The sequence below is a fragment of the Rhizobium ruizarguesonis genome, assembly GCF_017357285.1.
Lineage (GTDB): Bacteria > Pseudomonadota > Alphaproteobacteria > Rhizobiales > Rhizobiaceae > Rhizobium > Rhizobium ruizarguesonis.
The window spans coordinates 3,996,017-4,018,767 of sequence record NZ_CP071678.1 but is presented as its reverse complement, the minus strand read 5'-3'; the positions used below and the strand labels follow the sequence as shown (position 1 = coordinate 4,018,767).

The following is a 22,751-nucleotide window of genomic DNA, read 5'->3' as shown; positions in this document are numbered from 1 at the left end:
CTGTTTCAAGGGAGGAAACTATGAGGAAGGCATTACTACTTACAGCCGCAGTCTTAGCACTCACCGCCGGGCAGGCCTTGGCCAAGAAGCAACTCGTCATCGTCGTCAAGGGCCTCGACAATCCGTTCTTCGAAGCAATCAATCAAGGTTGCCAGAAATGGAACAAGGAGAACCCCACGGCGGAATACGAGTGCTTCTACACCGGTCCGGCATCGACATCCGATGAAGCCGGCGAAGCGCAGATCGTTCAGGATATGTTGGGCAAGGCAGACACGGCAGCAATCGCAATTTCGCCGTCAAATGCAAAGCTCATCGCCCAGACCCTGAAGACGGCCAATCCAACGGTACCGGTGATGACGCTCGACGCAGATCTTGCCGCCGAGGATGCAGCCTTACGCAAGACCTATCTTGGCACGGACAATTATCTGATGGGCGCCCGCATCGGGGAGTACATCAAGAAGGCCAAGCCGAACGGCGGTAAGATCTGCACGATCGAAGGCAATCCGGGCGCAGACAATATTCTCCGCCGCGCACAAGGCATGCGCGACACGCTCACTGGCCAGAAGGGCTTGACCGCGCTGAAAGGCGAGGGTGGTTGGACTGAGGTTGCCGGCTGCCCGGTGTTCACCAATGACAACGGTGCCGCGGGTGTTCAGGCAATGACCGATATTCTCGCGGCCAATCCCGACATGGACGCATTCGGCATTATGGGTGGCTGGCCATTGTTCGGTGCGCCGCAACCCTATCGCGACCTGTTCAAGCCGATGGCCGACAAGATCGCCAGCAACGATTTCGTCATTGGTGCGGCCGACACGATCGGCGACGAGGTTGCCATTGCGAAGGAAGGTCTGGTGACTGCGCTGGTCGGCCAGCGGCCATTCGAGATGGGCTACAAGGCACCTTCGGTGATGATGGATCTGATTGCCGGCAAGCCGGTTGAAGATCCGGTCTTCACCGGGCTCGATGAGTGCACAAAGGATACAGTCGACACCTGCATTCAAAAGTAGGTTCACGGTTTGGCGCACCCGGTTCAAGGGTGCGCCGACTGTCCTCACGAGACGGATCGAGAGATCCGCAGGACTTGACGCGCCCTGAATTCCGCGCTTTGTGCCGGCGTCAATCGCAGGCGACTTCCTCGTTATTACGATTGTTTTGATCATACGTGCAGACAGTCGAAAGAATGCTGAGGCAGTAGAAATAAATGCCTGACAAAAAATCGGGAAAGCCAACGGCTGCGGTCGAGGTGGTGATGGTTGACCGCTCGGCCACCACAAGGCGCCCAAATTCTCCCCGCATGACTGGGGCGAGTGTTCATGTGTCTTTGGCAGGCGAGATCGGTCTCCGGATCGTGCGCGGCGACTATCCGCCGGGTACGATCCTGCCAAATGAGGCAAAATGGTCGGAAGTCTTTGACGTCAGCCGATCAGCGGTGCGCGAAGCGATCAAGATGCTGATGGCCAAGGGCCTGCTTTCTTCCCGCCCGAAAATCGGCAGCTGGGTCGAACCCAAGGAACGTTGGAACCTGCTGGATCGAGATGTCTTGGGCTGGTATGCCGCATCTCCTGATCGCGAATCCTTTCTGAGGGCCGTCCAAGAACTCAGGCATATGATCGAGCCGGAAGCGACTGCGCTTGCTGCGGAGCGCCGAACTGACGAGCAAATGAACGCGATCAGTCAGGCCCTGCATGACATGGATCAGGCGACATCGCTCCAGCAGCGAACAGAATCCGATGCGCGATTTCACATCGCGATCTTACGCGCCTCCGGAAATGATCTGTTGGTGCCGCTCGGCGTCCTGATCGAATCGGCGCTGAATCACCTCTTCGCCCATGTCACGCGGGAGGAAGACAACCTGCGATATGCGCTGAAACTTCATGAAAATATTGAGAAAAGCATTCGATTGCAGCGACCGAACATGGCGCGTAACGCAGTCCGCAAGGCGCTGGCAAATACCGACGACATTATAGCCCGGTGGTCACGCTAGACGGTTGTATCCTGTCGGGCTAGTTCCCTGAGGCCAGTCTTTCCTCGAGATCGTTCCGCACCTCGGCAAGATAGTGCCGGGTCATGAGATCGAGAACTTCCTGGAGCGCCACGATGCTGGCGATGAGGCCATGCACCTGCAACGCCCCGGGCCGATGGAGGGTGTCTCGCCGATCACGCGTTTCTCGACAAATTGGAGGACGATCGGAATGGCCGTCCGTTTTGTATCCTCTTCGCGCCCGTTGCTGGCTCGGAATCGGCTGGCACCATGCCGGAGACCGTCTATAGCAACATACCTCGAGGTTATTTCCTGAACCGCAAGGTTATGGATCTTTGCTTCTGCGCTGCAGGCGACCGATCAGGGGGAGGATAGCTGCGGTCGGCAAGAATGCGACAAGCGTAAGCAACTTGGCTGAAATGCCGGGCACAACGCGGCGACGGCCGGAGTTGAAACCGCTCCAGGCCCGCTCTGCGACATATTCAGCGTCCAGCTTGGGCAATATCTTGAAGAGAGCCGCCCGGTTCGCGCCGGCCTTTTCGAGGAATTCGGTGGACACCGGTCCGGGCGCGACACATGTCACCGTAACGCCAAAGCGGCGCACTTCCTGATGGAGCGCGTCCGAAAAAGAGTGCACGAAACCCTTGCTTGCGTAGTACAACGCCATATACGGCCCGGGAAACAAACCGGCTATGGAGCCGAGATTGATCACGCCGCCGCGTCCGCGCGCAAGCATTCCAGGCAGGAAGCGAAGGGTCAAATCCGTCAGGGCGCGTATATTGAGATCGACGATCCCAAGCTGATCGTTGAGGGGGAGTAATGTTGCTGCGCCTCGCAGGCCATACCCGGCACTGTTGACCAGCACGCCACAGACCAAATCATTGGCGGTCAGAAAAGCCTCGAGACGCTCGGACGCGTCGGCTGCAAGCAGATCCAGCTCCAGCGTGAAGGCCTCACCGCCGGCCTGCTGTACGTCGGCTGCCGCAGCGGTGAGGCCTTCAGGCGAGCGTGCGATGAGCACGACGACGTTGCGGTCGCGTGCGGCAACCTTTGCGATTGCTCGTCCAATGCCGCGGGAACCGCCAACCACGACGACAGCCGAACGGAACTCGTCGTGTGGGGTCACTTCGATGTTCCCACCGACGGTATGATGGTCATGGCTCCTCTCTGGACGAGGCTTTTTACTTCGTCGGTGACTTCGCCGTTCAAGATCCTTTCGAATCGTTCCAATGCCCGTGCCACATTCGCTCCATCCATAACCCTGTGGTCGTAGTGAATGCGGACAGTAACCGATCCATCCTCGCCGATCGGGCCGTAGTTGAAAAGTGTGGTCAGCGGACTGAGAGGGTTGAGAGACTCTGCTCCGAGACCCGAATAGACTGACAGTTGGAAGGTGCCGAAATAGCGCGCTCGCTTCCGTCCTATATTGAGTCCGAGCCACATGAGCAGCCACCTCACAGGGGCAGGTGCGCGAGCAAGCTTCAGCGCGCGCCGAAACTCCTTGATCTCCAGAACCGGAAGTGACCTCGCCGCACGGATCAGCGTCTCCAGCTCGGTGATTGAGCGTTGCTCGGGACCTTTGATGGTGCTCAGCAGAACGACCCGCTCTCCGTCATGCTCGCGCTCATGGGCAATGGAGGCCACGCTGGCCGGATATTCATAGAGTTGTGGCCACGGAAACTTGATATAAGCACGCCGCAATTCAGGAATTTCTTGAGAGAGCAGAGCGTATCCCTTCAAGAAAAGCACTGTCCAGGACGGCCGGGCATCCGCTCCGTCTCTTGCATCCAGGAGGGGCCGAAGGTTCATTTGCCGCTGGACCGTCACACGCGGCACCCCGATCGAGAATCTCATCAGATCTCCGACAAGGCGTCGCGATGCCGAGAGCTTGATCGTTCGGCCTCTCATCTTGCCACCTCTAATAAAGATAAGGGATGATGCGCTTGGTCTTCGCCATATACGCTTGATATTGAGGGCCGAAAACTTCCAGCATCATACGTTCTTCCTTGTCCACCCTTAGGAAGAATAGAACGGCGAAGCCGATCAGGCCCGCCATGCCTGCCACCCAGTTCGGCAGCAGAAACGCTTGTGAAAGCCCCATCAGAAGAAACGACGTGTACATCGGATGGCGGACAAGGGCGTACGGGCCAGCGCATATCAATTCGTGCTGCTGGCGGATCTCCAGTGTAATCGACCAGTTTCGTCCTAATTGCTTGTGGGTCCTTCGAAAGACCCACATCGCGGCGCAGAAGAGTATTGTCCCGATCACGACGGCCCACAAATGGGCGGTATAGTCGGCTGCCTCAGGGATGCCGGTCGCGACGTAAAATCCCGGCACGATCGCAAGTCCGGCGAGGGCTGCCGCAAGCCCGACCGCCTCTGAACCGGTACGGCGGTTACTGACGACCGGCACTCGCTTTGCGCGACGCTCAAATGGGTATCGAATGATGCACCATGCAACAATTCCGAGAACCCAGATGACCTCGCCGACGACGGCTGCTGATAAGTTCAAATCAAGTCACCAGAACCTTTCCACGATCTGCCTTCTTTGATGCCCGGTAATCAACCTGTATTCATCTCCCGAAGGTTTGTAATGAACTGTTGCGGCCTTAGCCAAATGCTGGGCGCCTTATAACCCATGTGCCGTGCGATATCCGCCACAAAGGCATTGCAGTTGTATACCGATGCCTCCCAGAGACGAGAGGTTGCCTGCAGTTTGCGTATATACGCAACTGTGTCGTTATATTCATTATCACTCAGCATCACACGCCAGCTTGCTGATCTGTACTGCTCTTCCAGGTCACCGTCCGTCGCTCCGGTCGTGGCCGGAACCGGTATGAAGTGGCCTATTACATACTGCGCGGCATCGGGAGAAGCTGGGGCAAGCCCTGCAACTTCGGGATTGATCATATTTCCGTTTTTATCCGCCTGCCCAAAAACGACGTAGGTGTGGCCGTAGGTCAGCGCATAGCGTGAGCGGAATTCGATGAAATGCCGATTTGATTTGTTTTCAGCCGCATTGATTGGAGCTACGCCTCTGCCATTCGACGTATAATGCGGTAAAGGCCTTTTGTCTTCTGTCTGGCATGACGATGCCACGACCGCCAACATAATAAATAGCGACCTACCGCCTCTTCCAAGCGCCATCACTAAGCTCCATATGCAGGCCCTGACGAATGGGAGCCCGACGTCAGCATATAAAATGCCACTCGTGCGCTGTGAGTCGCGAAGGAGCGCAAGCCTGGCGGTTTATGGTGCAAGAAGAGGAAGGGTCTATGTGACCCTTCCTAAATTTCAAACGCGATATGCTACTTATAGACTGCCTCTGCCGGCGGTGGGGCTTTCCCCTTGCCTTTGCCAATCGACCCGCAAGCACTCAGATTGGCCACCGCAAACATCGCAAGGATTACGATTAGAATTCTGCTCATCAAGAAGTCCTCTCCTCATCATGGCATAGCCTTCTAAGCTACACCTTAAAGTTTAGCGACACTCAGTACCCTGGATAGGGCAGACATGATGCAACATGCAACGAATCTACATTAGCAGATACATATTGCTATGGCCAACCCCACGATTTCAAATGGTAAACACCATCAGATGACAACCACGCGCGTGCCTACGCGTGCACGGGAGTAGAGGTCGACGATGTTTGCGTTCGTCAAGCGAATACACCCATTCGAAACAGCACGGCCTATCGACCAGGGGGCATTCGTTCCGTGCAACCGGAACAGTGTATCTTGTCCGCCTTGATAGAGGTAGAGGGCCGCTGCACCGAGAGGGTTGAGCGGTCCTCCCGGTACCCCATCGGCATATTTGGCCAGCCGGGGCTTGCGCTGAATCATGTCATTGGTGGGCTTCCACGAAGGCCACTCTGCCTTATAGCCGATGGTGGCCTCGCCCTTGAAACTCAGTCCTTCCTCTCCGACGGCAACGCCATAGCGAGTCGCCAGTCCGTCTGCCTCCACGAAGTATAGGTAGCGGCTCGCCGTATCGACGACGATAGTTCCGGGCGGTTCACTCCCCGTATAGGCGACCTCCTGTCGTCGATAGCGGGGATCGGAATCCGGATCCCTTGCGAATCGGTAGCCCAGTGGCGGTCCATCGCCCGAAGTACATCCAGAAAGCATGAGAGCCAGGCTCCCCAGCACGAGCCCCCGGCGTGTAATATGCTGTTTATCCATTTCCACCTGCCCAGTAATACCGTCGATCCCGTTCATTCCAAATTAGCCCGTTCATTCCAAATTAGATTGCGACATCTTTTGATAAAGACACTCAACTCTGTGGAGGATGAGTTCGCAACACTGGCAACATCTGAAGCTGCGCAATACCATGCCCCTCTATTTATCCGTGAAACCCCTTGCATCAACAATCGCGCCGATCGAATATTAGCATATCAACAAGGACGGAGACGATGAAGCTTTGCCTGGAAGGAAAAATCGCGATCGTAACGGGCGCAGGTTCCGGAATTGGTGCCGCCGTTTCTCGACACCTCGCTGAGGAGGGTGCCGAGGTTGTTGTCGCCGATATCAATGCTGACGCAGCACACACGATTGCCGCCGCGATCAGATCAGAGGGAGGCCGCGCCCGTGAATTTGTCGTCGATGTCAGTGACAGTGAAAGTGTGCAGAGACTTGTCGATTTTACCGTCGAGACATGTGGCGGCATGGATCTGGCGGTCAATAATGCGGGAATCGATGGGGTGCGCGCAGCGGTCGCAGACTATCCGCTCGATAATTGGCACAAGGTGATGAACGTCAATCTGAACAGCGTTTTCTATTGCATGAAGTCCGAAATTGGCGCGATGCTCAAGCTGGGCGGCGGCGCAATCGTGAATATGTCTTCCACTCTCGGGACCGTTGGATTACCCACCGCGGCGGCATACACCGCAGCCAAGCACGGGGTCGTTGGACTGACGAAAGTCGCTGCGATGGAGTATGCGAGATTGGGTATCCGCATAAATGCCGTCGGTCCCGGCTGGATCGAAACGCCACTTTTGTCGGAGCATCTTGAGGCGACGAGCACGCGACGCATGGCATCGCTTCAACCAATGGGCAGGCGTGGAAAACCGGAAGAGGTCGCAGCTCTTGTGTGTTTCCTTTTGTCCGAGCAGGCCAGCTTCATCACTGGAGGGCACTACCTAGTGGATGGGGCCTATACTGCTCACTGAAGAAAGGGCTTGAGAAGGATGCGACGATGTCCAACCTGTCTCTATTTTGCCAGATGGCGTGGCTGACTGGGATGGCCCGTGTTTTACACGACATCGCGGTCCTCTCTGGTGATCCTGTCGGCTATCGCCATCACCGTAGCTGAGATTGGAAATAGCGCGCAGCAACCGAATCGATGTCTCGTATCAAGCGGAATACTCACGATACGCGCTGCTTTCGCGAGGTTTTCGGTCCAAGCTCCTCCATCACGCCCCCCCCCGCTAATCTCGGTTCTTCAAAGAGAAGGCGAAGACATAGTCGCCGATATCCTTCGAATAGGGTGCGCCACCAACCGATATCAGAACATATTGCTTGCCTGTTTTCGGTGAGACATAGGTCATGGGCGTCGCGCTCGAACCGACCGGCAGGGGATATTTCCAGAGTTCGGTACCGTTCTCGGCATCATAGGCACGGATATAATAGTCCTGGAAGCCAGCGAAGAAGACGATTCCGCCGGCGGTCGCCGAAGTGCCGGCGTAGCTCGGCAGGCCCATCTGCATGGGCAGCTTGGTTTTGATCTTGAACGGCCCGAGTTCTTCGGCTGTGCCGGCCGGAACCTGCCATGCGATCTTGCGCGTATTCAGATCCACTGCGGTGACGGTGCCGAAGGGCGGTTGCGTGCAGGGAACGCGAAGCCTCGATGTCCACATCTCGGTGGCCATGGCGTAAGGCGTACCACGCTGGGGGGCGGAGGGGCCGTGCGCGGTTGTGGTCAGGGCAAAGTCGACGTATTCGGCGCGCGGAATGAGTGCGAAGAGACTGGGCACGCGAATATCGTTCATGAAGACCCTGTTGTTGGGCAGGTCTACCGATACGCTTCCCCAGTTGAGACCACCCAGATTTCCCGGCTGCTGGATCGCATACTGCGTGCCGATCGGGGTGAAATCGCCGTCGTAGCGCATCTTGCGGAATGCGATGCGGCATGCCAACTGATCGAACATCGTCAGGCCCCAGGCCGTCTGCTCGGTCACGCGTTCTGCACCGATCGTCGGCATGCCGACTGAGTAGGGCTGCGTCGGGGAGAGTTTCTCGTCCGGCGCGCCGCCTTGCTGCGGCACCGGCTTCTCCTGAACTTCGGCAAGGGGTGTGCCGGTTTGGCGGTCGAGGAGAAAAAGCTGCCCGCGTTTGGTGGTCTGCAGCAGAGCAGGCACGGTGGCGCCATTGCCGTCAGGCAGGTCGATCAGGATGGGTTGGGCCGGCAGATCATAGTCCCAGATATCGTGATGCACGGTCTGGAATTTCCATTTCTCCCGACCCGTCGTCACATCGAGCGCCACCAATGTCGCGTTGTATTGATCGGCGAAGGCAGGGCGATTGACGCCGTAATAATCCGGCGTGGTATTGCCGAGCGGTGCATAGATGAGGCCAAGCTTGTCGTCGAATGCGGCCGTCGTCCACATGTTGGGCGTGGCTCGCGTATAGGTCTGGCCCTCCGGCGGGAGTTTGGTGATCTCGGGGTTGCCAAGATCCCATGCCCATTCGAGCTCGCCCGTGACCACGTTGAACGCGCGGATGACGCCCGAGGGCTCGCCGACCTCCTGATTGTCCGTGACCCAGCCTCCGACGACGATCAGGTTGCGGGCAATCAGCGGCGCTGATGTCTGGAAGTAATAGCCTGTCTTGACTTCGCCCATGCCCTGGGAAAGCTGCACGGTGCCATTGTCTCCGAAGCCTTTGCAAAGTGCGCCGGTCTTGCTGTCGATCTCCAGGAGACGGGCATCAATCGTCGTCTGCACCAAACGCTCGTTACAGAGACCATCGGCGGACTGGGTTTCCTTTGGCATCTTGTAGTAGCCGAGGCCGCGGCAGCGCTGCCAGTAAGGCGCCGTCGCCTTGGGGTCAAAGGTCCAGCGGGGTTTACCCGTATCTGCATCGAGCGCTGCGATCACATCTGTCGGCGTACAGGTGTAGACCGTATCGCCGATCTGCAGAGGCGTGTTCTGATCGGCGCCATCGCTTTTTCCGGTGCGATATGTCCAGGCAAGATCGAGCTTGGACACATTGCCGCGGTTGATCTGATCGAATGGCGAATAACGATCTCCTGCGGTGGTGCGGCCATAGGATGTCCAATCGGAGGGAGCGTTGTCACCCTTGGCGATCTTGTAAGCGGTGATGTCGGCGGTGGGACGGATGATCCCATGCGGCACGAAGCTCAGGCCGAAACCGGCGACGAACAGGATCGCCGTGATCAAGGCGCCGCCATAAAAGAGCTTCCGGTTGGCGGTCGGGGAAAGTGACGGCGCAAAAAAAAGCGCAAAGCCCGCCAGCGCGATGGGGGACATCAAGCGGGCAAAAAGTGCCCAAAAATTGAGACCCGACTCCCATAGCGCCCAGGGAAGGGTGAAAACGGCGACAAGCAGGACGATGAGGCTACCTGACATCTTCCGCCGCCACAGCAGAAACGCGCCAACCACATAAGCAAGCCCAACGATCGCGTAATAGGGCGAGCCGCCGAGGCGCAACAGCCAGGCGCCGCCTCCGATCAGCCCCAATCCGATAAAGGCGAGAACAAGACAAAACAGGGTGGCCAGAAAATTCATAGTCTCCTCATCCAATCCGCTGCCCGATCACCTGGATTCCAACTCCGACCGTCGCAGGGCACCTCGGGAAGCACAGGGCCATGGGTTGATGGTCAAATACGCATCTTCGCGAGAGGGGCGCTCTCGTTCAATTTTTAGCTGATGTACCTGTGGTCACTGACACACGGCCACCATCCGGCAATGATGCGGTCGCCGCTCTGCTACGACGGCTTGCCATCCAAATCGAGTTAATACTTCTGAAAGGGGCACAGATGTTTCTCGGCGAAAAGCTTGATCAAGCGAACGGGCGACCGACAGGATTCGATTATATGCGATTACTGTTAGCCTTTTCAGTGCTTTGGATACATACAGCCCGCGTCACGTACGGCGATGACCTGTTTCTCTGGGAGTCACCCTTCCGCCCTGTTATCAAGTCAGTGCTGCCCATGTTCTTTGTCCTGAGCGGGTTCCTGGTGGCTGGCAGTCTTGAACGATCGAAGACATTGATCTCCTTTCTCGGTAACCGATTTATCCGGATCTACCCTGCTCTTGCGGTTGAGGTATTGCTGGCTGCCTTTATACTCGGAGCGATCTATACAGAGTATGACCTGCGTGACTATTTCACCGATCCTCAGTTCTTTACATATCTGATGAATGTCACAGGGCACATTCACTTCAATCTTCCCGGGGTATTCCTGGATAATCCTGATGCCGCGATGGTGAACGGACAGCTCTGGACGGTGCCCTTCGAGCTTGAGTGCTATGCGGTGATCGCCGCCCTCTTCTTGCTGGGCGTGGTCAGGCGGCGGGTGATTGCCCTTATCGCAACGCCGGCCTTGATCATAAGCTTCGGTATCGCAAGATATTGGAAACATGAAAGTGATTGGGCGAATATGCCGACGACCGCGTCGGGCAATCTGCTCATTTGTGCTTTTCTTGTGGGGGTGACCTTCTATCTCTACAAGGACAAGGTTCTTTGGGATATCCGAATTTTCCTCGCCTCGGTGGCATTCATACTGTGGGCCTATTGGTTCACCTCCTTTGGGGACTTTGTTGCCATTCCGGCCATGGGATATGTCACGGTCTTCCTTGGTCTCACCTCGCCCCGCAAGCTTGGCGTCCTGCGTGGAGCCGACTACTCCTACGGCGTCTTCCTCTATGGCTATCCGATCCAGCAGGCGTTCGTAGCGCTCGGGCCTTGGGCGCATAACTGGTGGCTGAACGGCATTGTCTGCAGCATCATTGCCACTTGCTTTGCCGCCTTCTCGTGGAGATTCATCGAAAAGCCGGCGTTGAAATTGAGGAAACAAGTCACCTGGCTGGAAAACCTCAGTCTCCAACGCGTCGCAAAACGGCAATTGGCCGGCGCGGTCTCGAAATAGGCTTGTCGACACCGGCCTCGATGCCGGCAATTCATCGCAGGTGTTCAACCGGCAAGGACATCAGCGGGGCTCGTCATAGCGGCGGGCCCTGTTTCGTTGTTGCGCGCCGATCACCTCAGATGAACAATCCGGGTCCATCGTAGGAGCCGAGTTTTGCGTAGGCTGTTGCTCAACCCTGATGCCGTCGCGCTTGCCGGACGAGCGTAAGCCCGATCGTTGCCAGCGCACATGCGCTCGAGCGTAAGCCTATGGCCAAAATTCATCTTTTCAGGAACACAACAAGTGAACGTTCAGTTCGGCGAGAGAACGCCGGAGCTGCATTGCCGGCTCCTGTATAAGCCGCCGGTGCCTAAATCTTTCTGACTGCAATATCCAAGGATTTCTTGGGTTTAATCGGTAGAGCGGCCCTGCTGGGTGAATAGTCGAATATTATCCGACGTGGTTCAATCGACTTGCTGGGCGGATATTAGCAATATTTTAACCGTAATAGATAAAATACTTTGATCGGACTTCGTTTCGACTTTGGGTTTTGTCATGTCATTGAGGGCTGGCGGTGGCTTGAAGGAGGTGTGAAGAGAGGATCAGAATAATGCTGAAGAGCACGCTCGTCGTGGTTGCCGTCTCCATCGCTGCCGGAGCGACCATTCGCGCCTCGGCCTTTGCAATTTTTGCATTTCTGGTGGTCACGGCCTTGGGCGGCGTGATCCTGCTGAAAGGTACCTCCTTGACGGAGGCGGTCGTTTCCTGTGTCGAAGTGCTTGTATTGATGGAGATATGCTATCTGGTGGGTCTATTTGCCTTCTCCTTGTGGCATATTCAAAAGCGCCGGAAAAAGAACTCCATCACGGAGCGCTCCCATGTCACGGGCAAACGTCCTCATGGGTAATGACATGACCGAGGCCGCCGGATGCTCGGCCAAGCGAGGCGCGAAGCTGAAAGATTGCGACGCGCTTTAGGAATCCACCCTGGGCAGTAAGGCGTGCCGGGAAAGCAGGGCGGAGAGCGTCTTTGCCATGATCACGAAATCCAACGCCAGCGTCCATTTGGACAAATACTCGACGTCGAGGGAAACTCTATTCTGGTAGCTGACGTCATTGCGCCCGCTGGTCTGCCAATGGCCAGTCAGGCCGGGACGGACGGCCATGTAGGCGTAAGCATGTTCACCGTAATGTGGCAGCTCTTCTTTGCTAATGGCGCGGGGCCCGACGAGGCTCATTTGACCCAGCAACAGGTTGATAAATTGCGGAAGCTTGGCGAGGCTCGATCGTCTCAAAATATCGCCGACGACAGTGACCTGTGCTTTGGCCGTTGCGTCGGCTCTTGTCGTACGAAACTCGAGGCAACCAAACTCTTTTCCCTTATGACCGAGCCGACGATGGGAATTGAATACAGGCCCCCGATCACTTAGCGTTATGATGACTGCCACCGACAGAAGGAGCGGCGACAGAAGGAATAGGACACTTGCCGCAATGATGATGTCAAATGCACGCTTCAGAATTCTGCTGATCCTATGGGATTGTGACGAATTGAATGGACGCCTTTCCTGTCGAGCCCTGGCGAAATCCCGCCAAGGTTTGGTCGGGTTGACGCCCTGATTTTTTCCCGCCATCCGCGTCTCCGTTAGACAAACCCCAGAAATCACAGCCAAAGCTTGTTTTAATGCAAGTTTGATGTCTGTGACCGAGGTCATAATCTTCAATAAATTCCTTATACTCTGAAGAAATTCTTTTGACTATTTAAAATATTACCTTTGTTATTGAAATATATAACGGAGGCGTCATTCATATTTATTTTATATTCTTATATTACTCTTATAGTTGTTAACTTATTCTACAGGTAGGCAATTGTCATAAATTGTATAAAAACCGTCGCGCAGCTTCAAGGATTTTCTTGTGATAGAATTCAATATGAATTTTATTATATATAAATGTGAGGAGTCGTCATAATTATGTATAGTTTAAACACGAGATTTTTATTTTATTATTGTTTGACTTTTTAATTCAACTTATTACGAATGTCTCTCGAGATAGTAAGTCAATTAGTCTGCGTGGAGTTGCACTTATGGATGGGGCGATTAGCATCAGAGACGACAGGACTAGAGGAAGCGCGGCGCGAATTGGCGAAGCGATTACTTTCGGGACTGTAGGTATTGTTTACGGCGACCGGGGGGATTTGGATCACGAGTTCCCGTTTTGCCGCTCGAGTGTTCGAAAGTTTCGTCGCGGTGAGCTTATTGCCAGCGCCGGTGTTCTCATCGACATGTTCGCCCGCGTGCAGCGCGGAATGGTGAGTGCAAGCACCCCGCTTGCCGATGGACGAGAGTTCATCGTCGAAATCATTCCTAAAGGTGGCTTGATCGGCGAATTGGAGGTGCTGCGCAAGCAGTCTCTCAGTTTGGAATATCGGGCCTCCTCGGACTGCGAACTCCATTACTTCGACGGTCGGTTACTGCGCGACTTGTGTGCGAACGATCCGCAATTTCAGGTGAAGATCCTGTCAAAGGCGCTGGCGCGTGTTTCCGAACTCGAACTGCGGATCATTGCCAATGCCGGATCGAGTCTAAGGCAGAGAGTGGCCCGGACGCTGCTGCGTCTTTCTGCCCTGTACAGAATGGATGCGGAGAGTAGCGGCGATGAGCTGATCATCTCCCAACATGACCTGGCCGCAACGCTGCCGGCGTCGCGTGAGAAGGTCAACCAGTGCCTGCGGCGTTTGCGCGAGAGCAAAGTGGTCGACGGGACACAGGGCAAAATCCGCATTCTCAACCGGAAGGCGCTAGAAGCTTACGCCGAGGGTGTGACGTCTCTCGTTTGAGGCGGCGCCTCGATAAAATAAACGGAACGGCAGAAGCCTCAACAGAACCCGCCGCCGGCGGGTTTTGTGTTTGATGGGGATTTGATAGTCAGACGATGCAGGCTGAAAGCTCGGGTTGACGTGTTGGCTCTTGTCTTCATGCGCGTCGTCCCAAAACCGCTGCGCATTTTTGGGCGACTTGCATTAGACTTCGGTCTCGGAAGCATTCCTCCAGTATTTCCAGCCTTCACCCTGTATGAGCCCGTGATCGGACAGGTCCTTCCAGCTTCGGTAGGTCCCCGTATCGTCATGGACGAAGTCATCCATGTCCTTGCCTGAGGAGTATACGGTGTATTCTTCCGTATGTTGGGACCGGTGTGCCGCATCGGCAACCTTGTGCACGAAGGTCGACAGAAACTTGAAATGCAGAAGGGCGCCGGATACGCCGAGCGCTCCGCGCATGTCGCCCAAATTCAGCGAGAGCGGCCAGACCTGGTGCGATGATTTGAGAAACAGACGTTCACCCTGGACATAGACGAGAGGTATCTTGTTGAGCGCGGGGCCGTCCCACAGCCGGTCGTGGAAGTAGACCCGCCCGCGAACGCCACCCTTGATCCATATTGTTCGGTCGCGTTTGTCGAAATGCGCGACGTAGCCGGATCGGTCGAAGAGATTGCAGACCTCGAGCGGGTTGCGACCGGGCTCGCAGATGTTCTCGAGAACGGGATGCGGGCTATACATGTCGATCATGACCGAGCGGAGCGAGTGGCCGCCCATGGATTCGATATAGGCGGTCAATTGATCGATCGGCCGGGTGTCGCAATGGGGATAAACCAGAAATTCATCTGCATCAACGTACAGGACCCACTTCTCCCGGCAGTGCCGGTTGATGACTTCGTTGATCCAGTCGTTTCCGAATCTCGCCGCCTTGTAGGACCCATGAGCTGAAAGAAGGGAGACGTCGTCGAAGCTGGACAGCAACTCGGCCGTGCCGTCGTTCGAGCCGTTGTCGATGCAGATGAAGTGCTCGAAGCCGAGATCACGATAATACCGCAGGAAGAAGGCCAGGCGGTGCCCTTCGTCGCGGATGACGCAGATGACGACGTGACGCGCCTGCTTGAGCCCGCTGCGCAGCAGGTCATAGCGAACCTGCCGAGCCTTGAGCGACCGGCGCAGGCGGGCTTTCACATAATGCGAGATACTGGCGGCGGAAGCCCTATAACTCATATTCTGTCCTGAACATTATCCATTCCTGGAATGAATGGATGAATACTTGCGCTTCCGTCTGCAAATCCACGGCTCGACCGGCGACGCTAAGTTCAGTTTCGCGAACATTCAGGTCGGACCAGCAATACATCATCATACGGCATAATCGCCAACCAGCAGGCTCTGAACCCGAGGATTGGATTCGTTTTTCTCAATCGCGTGTTCGATGCGCGCCCGTATCGATCGATATTTATACAGCATCTTACGGTCGAAGCTTATTCCGCGATACAGCGAGTTGTAAATCGGATGTGCTTTGCGCAGGTCGACGTACACTTGGCTTTCTTTATCGGTCCATGGAAAGAAGGTTCCGTGCCATGGCTTCGGATGCGCCATATAATGGACGATCGACAAGGAGGACATGGTCACCAGATGAAGGAACTGTTTGGGGAAGTTCCACCGGTTCGATACGAGGATGAGCGATGAACCGCAGACATAATTCAAAGCGCCCTGATCATGTTTGCCCTCGCAGGCCTCGGGATTTCTAGCAAAAAGCTCAAGCGCCTCCTGTCCGATCCAGCCGTGGCGATGGAATTTCAGGACCCCTGCATTGAAATAGTGGCTGTCCTTTCCTGTGTCGAGGAAGTCATGGATCGCCGTGTAATCGCGCGCCGCGAAAAACCTGCCTTCGGGCACAGTTGTACTTTCGAAAGCACCCAGATCGCTGACGATCTGGGTATCCCCATCGAGGTAGATGATCTGGGTATAATGGGCAGGCAGGATCTCGCAAAGGACCAGCTTGGCCATCGTGCTGACGCTGATGCGCCCCTGGAAATGCGAACTGTCGAGCTTGCCGAGCGAGTCCTGCAGCGCCTCAGTCGCATCGATCAATATGACCCCGTTCGTTGCGAGCAGGCCTTTCAGCTCCTCGAAATTGTCGAGATGTTCCGACATGAGGACGCAGACATCGGTCGCGGGGCTTGCGAATTTGCGAGCCTGAAGCGCCGAGAGAATGGTCGGAAATGAATACTCGACATCCGTGACGTAGACGACGCACTGATTGTTCATGTCATCACCCTTCCGATTGTGCGCAATACGATTGAATCGGCATTGTCTTTGCGAGGCGAGGGAACAGTTGTGAATTGAGCCGACAGCTCTGTCATATGAAGGCCCTGTTCAGTATATATTGCCGACATCCAGTCCAACTGGTGCTGAATCGGTGTCTCGCTGACGGCGGCTTTTGTGTGTTTCATTGTTGAGGTATTCATTGTGAAGAATGCCTTGTCTGTCATAAGGCTGTGTTTCGACATATCGTTTCGCGGTACGACGATTGGTGCCGGGACGTTTGGTGGAATGCGGAGGGGAGGGGGATTGTCATGTTGATCACCATACTTGTGGCAGCCGTCATTTCGATCGCTGCCGGGGCTTCCATCCGCGCCTGGGCTTTCGCAATTTTTGCATTTCTCGTGGCAATCGGCTTCGGCAGTGTGGCTTTCGCCGACGGGTCTTCGGTGATTGCGGCAATCCTCTTTGGTGTCGCCATTCTCTCGCTTATGGAAATCGGCTATCTGGCGGGCGTGTTCCTCTCGGGGTTTTTGCGACGCAGTGCCAGGCTGCGGGAAAACAATTCCGCTGCAGATAGTGTCGCGACCACCCGTGAGCGCCCGCAAGGCTAATATCGACATAGAATCCGCCGCATAGCCCTCTGCGGATGGCCTTGCGGGACGGCGTTCGTTGGCCAGGTTGTTTTTACAGGCGATTCTTGAAAGATGCGGCGCGGCCGGCCGGCTTCGGCCCCGTGCCGGCGCGCCAACGGCTTGATGAGATTGCCATGCTACGCCATGGCGGAGCTCCACAGCGGGCGTCATCGTGTTGAGAACATCGGCGCTCTCATCAGAGATGTCGATGTCTCCAGTGGAGTCCGGTTGGCAAGCGATCGGGTCGCGCGGCGTGGCGAGGTATTGGTTGCCGCCAGGCAGCCGGCCGCCAGACCGGCCGTGGTGCTGAACAGCAAACCGAGATCGGTGCCGCTTCCCGATATCGCCGCCGAGGCGACCTGGGCGATGGATGCCATCACCGCCGCGTTTCCGATCGCGTGCATCTCCCGATCGCCTGACCTATGCCGGCCGGAGGCTCTCACGAGGCTGTACAGGAAGGCGGCGAAGAGAAGAGTGCCGGTCAATCCGACATTGGAAAGCAATGCAGCGATGAAGCTCGATGCTCGAACCGTGCCGAGTCCGGCGCCGAAGGTGGCAGTATCGACGAATGCGATCAATGCCAGCGTGTTCCAGGCAGTGCGCTCTTCGCCGGATTGCGATTGAAGCTTGTCCGACAAGGTGGTGTTCACCAGGCCGGCGATGGAATCCCACGCATCGGGGACAAGGCTGAGCGCGACGATGGCGCAGGGAATCAAGAACAGCGTGATCACCAGGAGTGTCACGTGCGGGGTCGTGGCCGGGCCGCCGATCAGTCGCTTCAAGCAATACAGCACGAACATGCAGACAATGAAGATGCCGGCGATATAGGCGGTTGTCGATGTGCAAAGGACGATCGTCGGGCCGATGAAAAGCGTTGCAAGTCCCGCCATGCGGCTTTGGACGCGCTCCAGCCAAAGCATGAGCGTGAAGGAAAAATAGGCCAGTGCGACCGCGCCATAAGTGCTTGCTTCGGGGAACGAACCGACGATGCGTTTGAAGCCACTGATCGTCTCGGCCGTATGCATCGTATAATTCGCATTTCTGATGACATCGAGCAGGTAGGACTGGTCAGTCAGGAACGTTCCGATATCGATCAACGCCAGGGCAAAACATGCGATCGAGGCGACGATCAACTGCAGTGCGATAAAACGGGCATAGCCGAGCCTGGCAAGCCCCGAGATGACGGCAAAGCAGGCGAGGTCGCCGAGCAGGTAGACGGACTGGCTGAGATTAGACGAACCCGGCGACAAGGGAGCGGCCACCGTCGACATCATGCCCGTGGCGTCTCGTGCAGAGGAGTAGACCAGGGTCGCGCCTGCAAAAATGCGGGGCAAAAAGAAAGACGATGCCACAGAAAACAGGATGTAGGCGGCAAACCAGAAACCGGGACCCGGATAGGCGAGGCTGGTCAGCATGGCCTGTGTTTGAGCCGGGCGCAGCAGGGCGGCGGCCACGAGAAAAAGCACCAGAAGATGGCTCGGCTGGATGCTGCTGCCGCCGAGCGCGGGCAATTGGAGAGCCGCTGCGGCCCCCAGCAGCGTCGACAGGCAAAGGGTCGCGACCGCAAAACGCGCGCCGTTGACCATGCCGAGCAGGCCGAGCAGCAGAACGATGAAACCGATCGGTTCTATCGACATGCTTCAGATCCCGATCCGGACGGCGAGCGGCGGAGGCATCGGTTTTGCCGAAGACCGGCATCCGCCTTTCGGCGCGATGCTTGAGGCGGAAGCCGCCAGCTGTCGTCGATGCTCACAACCGCCCCCTAATTCGATCCCGTCTGGGATATCCAGCCGGCAGCCGCTTGATTATCGCCTGCCACATTCGACAGCGGGACGGTCGAGCTTTGCTGCTGCGGTACGGACTGCAGCTGCAGCGGAGGCGACGGCGTCTGAAGGTCGGTGTCGATGCCGATTTCGACGACATCATGCGGCCGCAAGGTGGTCGTCTCGTCCGCCTCGATGTTGCGATAAGTGCCGTCTTCGTTGCGACGCACGATCCTGTAGTTCTTCTGCGCTCTGCCAAGACCCGGCGTTTCCGTATTCATCTGGGCGAGCTGGGCGCTGTAGCCAGCCTGCTCGCCCAGAAGCTGGGCCACCTGGATATCGATCGCCGCCCTGCCGATCGCCAGATTGACCTGGTTCAGCAGTTCCTGGTTTTCGCTGTTCTGCCGGTTGACGATATTGATCTTCGAACGGTCGGCTTCGCTGAGCCCCTGGCGAGCCGTGGTCAGGGCGACTTCGAGATCGATCAGGGTACCTTGCGCATCCGCGACCCCGCGGTCGACCGAGACCTGACGGGAATTGCTGACCAGGCCCTTGCTCACCAGGCTGTTGACATTGTCCAGTTCCTTCTGCGCCAGGTCGATCTGCCGTTTTTGCGAATTGATCTTGGCCTCGAGAGACTGGACCTGCTGGCCGTAGAGACGGCTGAGGTCGTTTGCCGCTTCGATCTGGCTTTCGATATCGACACGTCGCAGCCGCATCAGGTTCAATTCCTGCGCCTTCAGCTTGTCGACATCGGGCGTTCCGGCGAGCTCGGCAGGGATCTCGAAACTCTGTTCGCCGGCAATCTCGGCGCGCAACCGCGCCTGGCGCATCAGAAGATCGCGCCGGTTGAGAATGGCGGTTCGATAGGCGCCGGCGGCCTGGATCCGGTCGCGCTCGAAGACGGTATTTTCCTCGCGCTCCCGAAGGAAGCCGCCAGCGATGCTGACAGCCTTCATGACCGTCATATCGGCCTCAAAAGCATAGCGCCCAGGGGTCTGCACGGTTCCGGTTACGAAGATCGGTGCATGTTGAGCGATCTCCACCGCGATGAACGGTTTTCCCGGCAGTTCGGCCTTTTCGGAGAGCGCAGTGGCGATCGCATCGGAAACCTGTTCCGTCGTCTTGCCGATCGCCTGCACCTGGCCAGCGATCGGGATCGCCAGATTGCCGGTATCATCGACTGTATATGTCCCGCCGAGTGCCTCCCAGCTGGCATACCGGGCATCCGAAGATCGCCATTCGACGACACGCAGTCGCACCTGATCTTCCGGCACGAGGGTATAGTTTTCCGCATGAGCGACGCTCCAGCCGGTCAGGCAGGAAGATACCAGCAAGGCAAGGGCGGCGCAGATGAGGCGATCGGACAAGGATGTGCGCTGCATGTCTGCTATCTCCGTTTCGTTGCGATCGGCGGCGAAGGCATCTCGCGCGGCGAGGGATTGCCGAATTCGAGAATGCGGGACGGAGAGGCGCGACCGACAAGAAGATCGGACAGGGCCAGCAAATTGCCGTTCAAACGTCCCCAACGGTCGATCAAGCGATCATTGAACAATAGGCCCCGCGTATTCGCCAGGATGTTACGGCCGATCTGTGCAACGGCACGGCCCTTCGACATCGTGCCCTTCCGGATCAGGTAGACAGGATTGGCAACCTGCGAATAGCCGAGTCTTCGGCCGGGTTGGCGCCCGGACCTGACGCCGAGATGCACCCCGCGGGCACCTTCGACACGTACCGACCTGCCATAGCGGGCGATGGACCGGCTGAAATCGACATCCTCGAGCCAGCCGTAGAGCGGCAATTGTTCATCAAAGGCCAGCGCGTGCTCGAGAATGGGTGAAAGGCGAACCGCCATGTTGCATCCGTAGGCGTTATAGACATCCGTCACCTGCTCGGCTCCTTCGGCCGCAGTTTCAAGAACCTGCAGGGCGTTTGACATGCTGAGGCCGCCGTCGAGGATGCCATCGGCCAGAACTTCACCGGTGGCGATCGCCACGTCGGGGTTTGCCGCAAAGACAGCCGCCATCCGCGACAGGAAGGTCGCGGCGGGAATGAAGTCGTCATCCAGGAAGATCAGAACATCCGTATCGGCGGCGGCCGCCTGGATGATCCTGTTGCGCTGAGAGGTCAGGCCGCGGCTGCCGACGATGACTTCCACGTCGCGGCGGTCGGCGAGCCCGGCTGCGTCGTCGATCACGGGCACGCAGACGATCAGCCGCTTGGCCTGATCCTGCAGGGCCGTGAGATAATCCACCGTCTCCCGCAGTATCGAGGGGCGGCCGGCCGAAGCGATCCCCACGGCCATTCGCAATGGGCGGCTCGCGTACCCCGCCATGGCTTCAGCGCCGCAAGGAACAGGCGCCGGTCCGATCGCGCTGTCCTGCCTGGTTGCTTCTGCCGAAGGTGAGGTCATGACTCTATTCTTTTCGGTGCATGATTGATGATCGCGCCGAGGATCTCCGCGCCGACATTCCGCAGGGTGTCGATGACGCGCATGGTGTCGTCGATCGAGGTGCGCCCGTGCGAAGTGACCACGAGGACACCGTCCAGTTCCGGCGCGATCGCATTGGCATCCGGCGACGCGGAGAATGCGGAAATGTCGACGAATATGGCGTCGAACTCCTTTTTCAGGTCGGCGAAACTCAACTGCGTGCGGCGGGAACTGAGGCGTATGGCTGGCGTCACCGCTTCGACCTTGCCGAGGGGAAGGAATTTCAGCGTCGGGGTGAGGGCCAATGCCGCCGTCTGGATCAGTTCGCCATTTTCGAGAACTTCGACGAGGCCTGTGGAACTATGGGGGGCAATCGATTTGCTGAGCGACGATTTCTGTGCGGCTGCATCGATCAGCAGCGTGTGAGCGCCTGATATCGAGGACAGCGCCGCAAGTTCGCATGCTATGGTCGACGCCCCGCCGCCGGGATTGACGGCGACGATTCCAATGACGACCCGGCGTTTGCGCCGAAGACCGACGACCGTCGCGCTCAGTTCCGCCATGCCTGGTATGACAGGATAGGCGGCTGTGCTGCTGCTGCCAGTACCGGCGGCGAGGAAACGTGCAGGATGACCATTGCGGATCCGCCTCGATGTCGCCAGCAAAGTGACAAAGGGCAGTCCACCGGCTTCCGCGATCTGATGAGGGCGGATGATCCGGCGATCGCCGGCGTGCCTGATCATGGCGAGTGCCAGGCCGACGCCAAGACCAACCGCCGACGCAAAGGCGATGATGAGCGCGCTGCGTGGTCTAGCCTTCGAAAGAGGCAGTGTGGCCTGCGAGACGATCGTGGCATCGGACACCGGGTAGGTGATGCGCTGCCGGGCTTCCGTCAACTGGTTCAAGGTGTTTTCGTAGAGGGTGCGGCGGGCGTCCGTTGCACTCTGCAGCTCCGCTAGCTTGAACTGATCGCGCGGGTTGCTCGTGAAGCTGGCCAGGGCGCTGGCAGCTTCGGCCAGTCCACGCTGCTGCTCGCTTACGAATCTTGCCAGCCATTCGCTGTATTGCCGGGAAGCACTGGCCTTCATCGCGATATTCTTCTGGATATATTGCCTGGCGAGCATATCGGCGATGTCGACGGCCCTCTGAGGGGTCGACGCAGCAGCCGAGATCTCGATGATCGTCGAACTCCCGACCCGGCGTATTCCTATCATGCTCAGCAGCGTAGCGATCGCCCGATCCTGGATCCGCTCGTCCTCGGCCTGCGGCTGTGCTTGGCGCGGCCCTGTGCCTACTGCTTCCTGCGATTCCGTATCCGATTCAGAAGAAATCCCCATCAACCAGTTCTTTGCCCTATCTTGCAGCGAAGGCGCCTGATCGACAAAGTCAGGATCGGTATCGAGACCAAGTGCCCTTACCGTTTCGCCGATGACATCGCTGGATCTGGCGATCTCCAGCTGTCCCTCTATGAATGCGTCTTCGGCGAAAGACCTTTGTGCTTCGGTGCCGCTCACCTGCGGGAAAATCACAAGTTGCGTGCTGGCAACGAAAGTCGGCTCGGCGGTCAGCACATAGATCCCTGCCATTGCGAGGAAAACGAACGTCGTCGCCACAATCCACCGCCAGCGCATCCTGAGAAAGAAGAGCATATCTCGCAAGGTCAGCGGCGAATTTTCGCCAGTGGCTGCGGCAGGCAGAGATATCGGAGAAACACCGCTGAAGATCGTGCTTGAGGTCATGTCGTCCTAATCCAAAATGGCGAGATCACGGAGTAACCA

Annotated in this window: 21 protein-coding genes; 7 read left to right on the top strand and 14 right to left on the bottom strand. The window is 57.2% G+C overall.

Annotation, left to right across the window (positions count from 1 at the left end; translation table 11 throughout):
* Positions 1-20: 20 nt before the first annotated feature.
* Together J3P73_RS19805 and J3P73_RS19800 are read left to right on the top strand one after the other, a co-directional pair.
* Positions 21-1,007, top strand: a complete 987-nt coding sequence (locus tag J3P73_RS19805) for a substrate-binding domain-containing protein (RefSeq protein ID WP_130665025.1) — start codon at positions 21-23, stop codon at positions 1,005-1,007.
* 194 nt (positions 1,008-1,201) lie between these two features.
* Positions 1,202-1,984, top strand: a complete 783-nt coding sequence (locus tag J3P73_RS19800; RefSeq protein ID WP_130656109.1) for a FadR/GntR family transcriptional regulator — start codon at positions 1,202-1,204, stop codon at positions 1,982-1,984.
* A 322-nt stretch (positions 1,985-2,306) separates the two neighbouring features.
* Here J3P73_RS19800 and J3P73_RS19795 read toward each other — a convergent pair whose 3' ends face one another.
* The 6 genes from J3P73_RS19795 to J3P73_RS19775 all read right to left on the bottom strand — a co-directional run bounded on the left by J3P73_RS19795 (position 2,307) and on the right by J3P73_RS19775 (position 6,162).
* Complete coding sequence (locus J3P73_RS19795) at positions 2,307-3,107, bottom strand: SDR family NAD(P)-dependent oxidoreductase (protein ID WP_018485524.1); 801 nt, start codon at positions 3,105-3,107, stop codon at positions 2,307-2,309.
* On the bottom strand, positions 3,104-3,889 hold the full coding sequence (locus tag J3P73_RS19790; protein WP_024319327.1) for a hypothetical protein: 786 nt from the start codon (positions 3,887-3,889) through the stop codon (positions 3,104-3,106). The genes J3P73_RS19795 and J3P73_RS19790 overlap by 4 nt, the downstream gene beginning before the upstream one ends.
* A gap of 10 nt (positions 3,890-3,899) precedes the next feature.
* Positions 3,900-4,493 (bottom strand): protein-S-isoprenylcysteine O-methyltransferase, encoded by a 594-nt coding sequence (locus J3P73_RS19785; protein ID WP_018073630.1) that lies wholly within the window; start codon positions 4,491-4,493, stop codon positions 3,900-3,902.
* A 50-nt stretch (positions 4,494-4,543) separates the two neighbouring features.
* Positions 4,544-5,128 carry a hypothetical protein gene (locus J3P73_RS19780; protein ID WP_018073631.1) on the bottom strand — a complete coding sequence of 195 codons (585 nt, stop codon included), beginning with the start codon at positions 5,126-5,128 and terminating at the stop codon, positions 4,544-4,546.
* Between the two features lie 161 nt (positions 5,129-5,289).
* Positions 5,290-5,409, bottom strand: a complete 120-nt coding sequence (locus J3P73_RS37650; protein ID WP_026171022.1) for a hypothetical protein — start codon at positions 5,407-5,409, stop codon at positions 5,290-5,292.
* Between the two features lie 165 nt (positions 5,410-5,574).
* Positions 5,575-6,162 (bottom strand): L,D-transpeptidase, encoded by a 588-nt coding sequence (locus tag J3P73_RS19775; protein WP_024319328.1) that lies wholly within the window; start codon positions 6,160-6,162, stop codon positions 5,575-5,577.
* A 230-nt stretch (positions 6,163-6,392) separates the two neighbouring features.
* Between J3P73_RS19775 and J3P73_RS19770 the strand changes: the two genes are divergently transcribed.
* Positions 6,393-7,148: an SDR family NAD(P)-dependent oxidoreductase gene (locus J3P73_RS19770; RefSeq protein ID WP_018073633.1), complete on the top strand. Its 756-nt coding sequence runs from the start codon at positions 6,393-6,395 to the stop codon at positions 7,146-7,148.
* Positions 7,149-7,406: 258 nt separating this feature from the next.
* Here the strand turns inward: J3P73_RS19770 and J3P73_RS19765 are convergent, their stop codons facing one another.
* Entirely contained in the window at positions 7,407-9,725 is a 2,319-nt protein-coding gene (locus tag J3P73_RS19765) for a membrane-bound PQQ-dependent dehydrogenase, glucose/quinate/shikimate family (RefSeq protein WP_130692527.1), read from the bottom strand.
* Positions 9,726-9,976: 251 nt separating this feature from the next.
* On the opposite strand from J3P73_RS19765, the gene J3P73_RS19760 reads away from it, so the two are divergent.
* Together J3P73_RS19760 and J3P73_RS19755 are read left to right on the top strand one after the other, a co-directional pair.
* Entirely contained in the window at positions 9,977-11,086 is a 1,110-nt protein-coding gene (locus J3P73_RS19760) for an acyltransferase family protein (RefSeq protein WP_018073635.1), read from the top strand.
* A 589-nt stretch (positions 11,087-11,675) separates the two neighbouring features.
* The gene (locus tag J3P73_RS19755; RefSeq protein ID WP_018073636.1) at positions 11,676-11,972 is read left to right on the top strand and encodes a hypothetical protein; all 297 of its coding nucleotides are present in this window, start codon (positions 11,676-11,678) and stop codon (positions 11,970-11,972) included.
* Between the two features lie 66 nt (positions 11,973-12,038).
* Here the strand turns inward: J3P73_RS19755 and J3P73_RS19750 are convergent, their stop codons facing one another.
* A complete protein-coding gene (locus J3P73_RS19750; RefSeq protein ID WP_024319330.1) occupies positions 12,039-12,695 on the bottom strand; it encodes a sugar transferase in 657 nt (218 codons plus the stop codon).
* 452 nt (positions 12,696-13,147) lie between these two features.
* Between J3P73_RS19750 and J3P73_RS19745 the strand changes: the two genes are divergently transcribed.
* Positions 13,148-13,900: a Crp/Fnr family transcriptional regulator gene (locus tag J3P73_RS19745; protein ID WP_018073638.1), complete on the top strand. Its 753-nt coding sequence runs from the start codon at positions 13,148-13,150 to the stop codon at positions 13,898-13,900.
* Positions 13,901-14,083: 183 nt separating this feature from the next.
* Here the strand turns inward: J3P73_RS19745 and J3P73_RS19740 are convergent, their stop codons facing one another.
* Together J3P73_RS19740 and J3P73_RS19735 are read right to left on the bottom strand one after the other, a co-directional pair.
* Positions 14,084-15,106: a glycosyltransferase family 2 protein gene (locus tag J3P73_RS19740; RefSeq protein ID WP_130692525.1), complete on the bottom strand. Its 1,023-nt coding sequence runs from the start codon at positions 15,104-15,106 to the stop codon at positions 14,084-14,086.
* Positions 15,107-15,238: 132 nt separating this feature from the next.
* Positions 15,239-16,150, bottom strand: coding sequence for a glycosyltransferase family 8 protein (locus J3P73_RS19735; protein ID WP_027689281.1), 912 nt, complete (start codon positions 16,148-16,150; stop codon positions 15,239-15,241).
* Between the two features lie 308 nt (positions 16,151-16,458).
* Here J3P73_RS19735 and J3P73_RS19730 point away from each other — a divergent pair, with 308 nt between their 5' ends.
* Positions 16,459-16,758, top strand: coding sequence for a hypothetical protein (locus J3P73_RS19730; protein WP_024319334.1), 300 nt, complete (start codon positions 16,459-16,461; stop codon positions 16,756-16,758).
* Between the two features lie 188 nt (positions 16,759-16,946).
* On the opposite strand, the gene J3P73_RS19725 is transcribed toward J3P73_RS19730, so the two are convergent.
* The 4 genes from J3P73_RS19725 to J3P73_RS19710 form a co-directional block, all read right to left on the bottom strand.
* Positions 16,947-18,416 (bottom strand): hypothetical protein, encoded by a 1,470-nt coding sequence (locus tag J3P73_RS19725; RefSeq protein WP_018073644.1) that lies wholly within the window; start codon positions 18,414-18,416, stop codon positions 16,947-16,949.
* Positions 18,417-18,541: 125 nt separating this feature from the next.
* Positions 18,542-19,927: a polysaccharide biosynthesis/export family protein gene (locus tag J3P73_RS19720; RefSeq protein ID WP_130692523.1), complete on the bottom strand. Its 1,386-nt coding sequence runs from the start codon at positions 19,925-19,927 to the stop codon at positions 18,542-18,544.
* A gap of 5 nt (positions 19,928-19,932) precedes the next feature.
* Positions 19,933-20,955, bottom strand: a complete 1,023-nt coding sequence (locus tag J3P73_RS19715) for a glycosyltransferase family 2 protein (RefSeq protein WP_174826291.1) — start codon at positions 20,953-20,955, stop codon at positions 19,933-19,935.
* Positions 20,952-22,712 carry a GumC family protein gene (locus J3P73_RS19710; RefSeq protein ID WP_130692521.1) on the bottom strand — a complete coding sequence of 587 codons (1,761 nt, stop codon included), beginning with the start codon at positions 22,710-22,712 and terminating at the stop codon, positions 20,952-20,954. Before J3P73_RS19710 ends, J3P73_RS19715 begins: the two co-directional genes overlap by 4 nt.
* Positions 22,713-22,751: the final 39 nt, after the last annotated feature.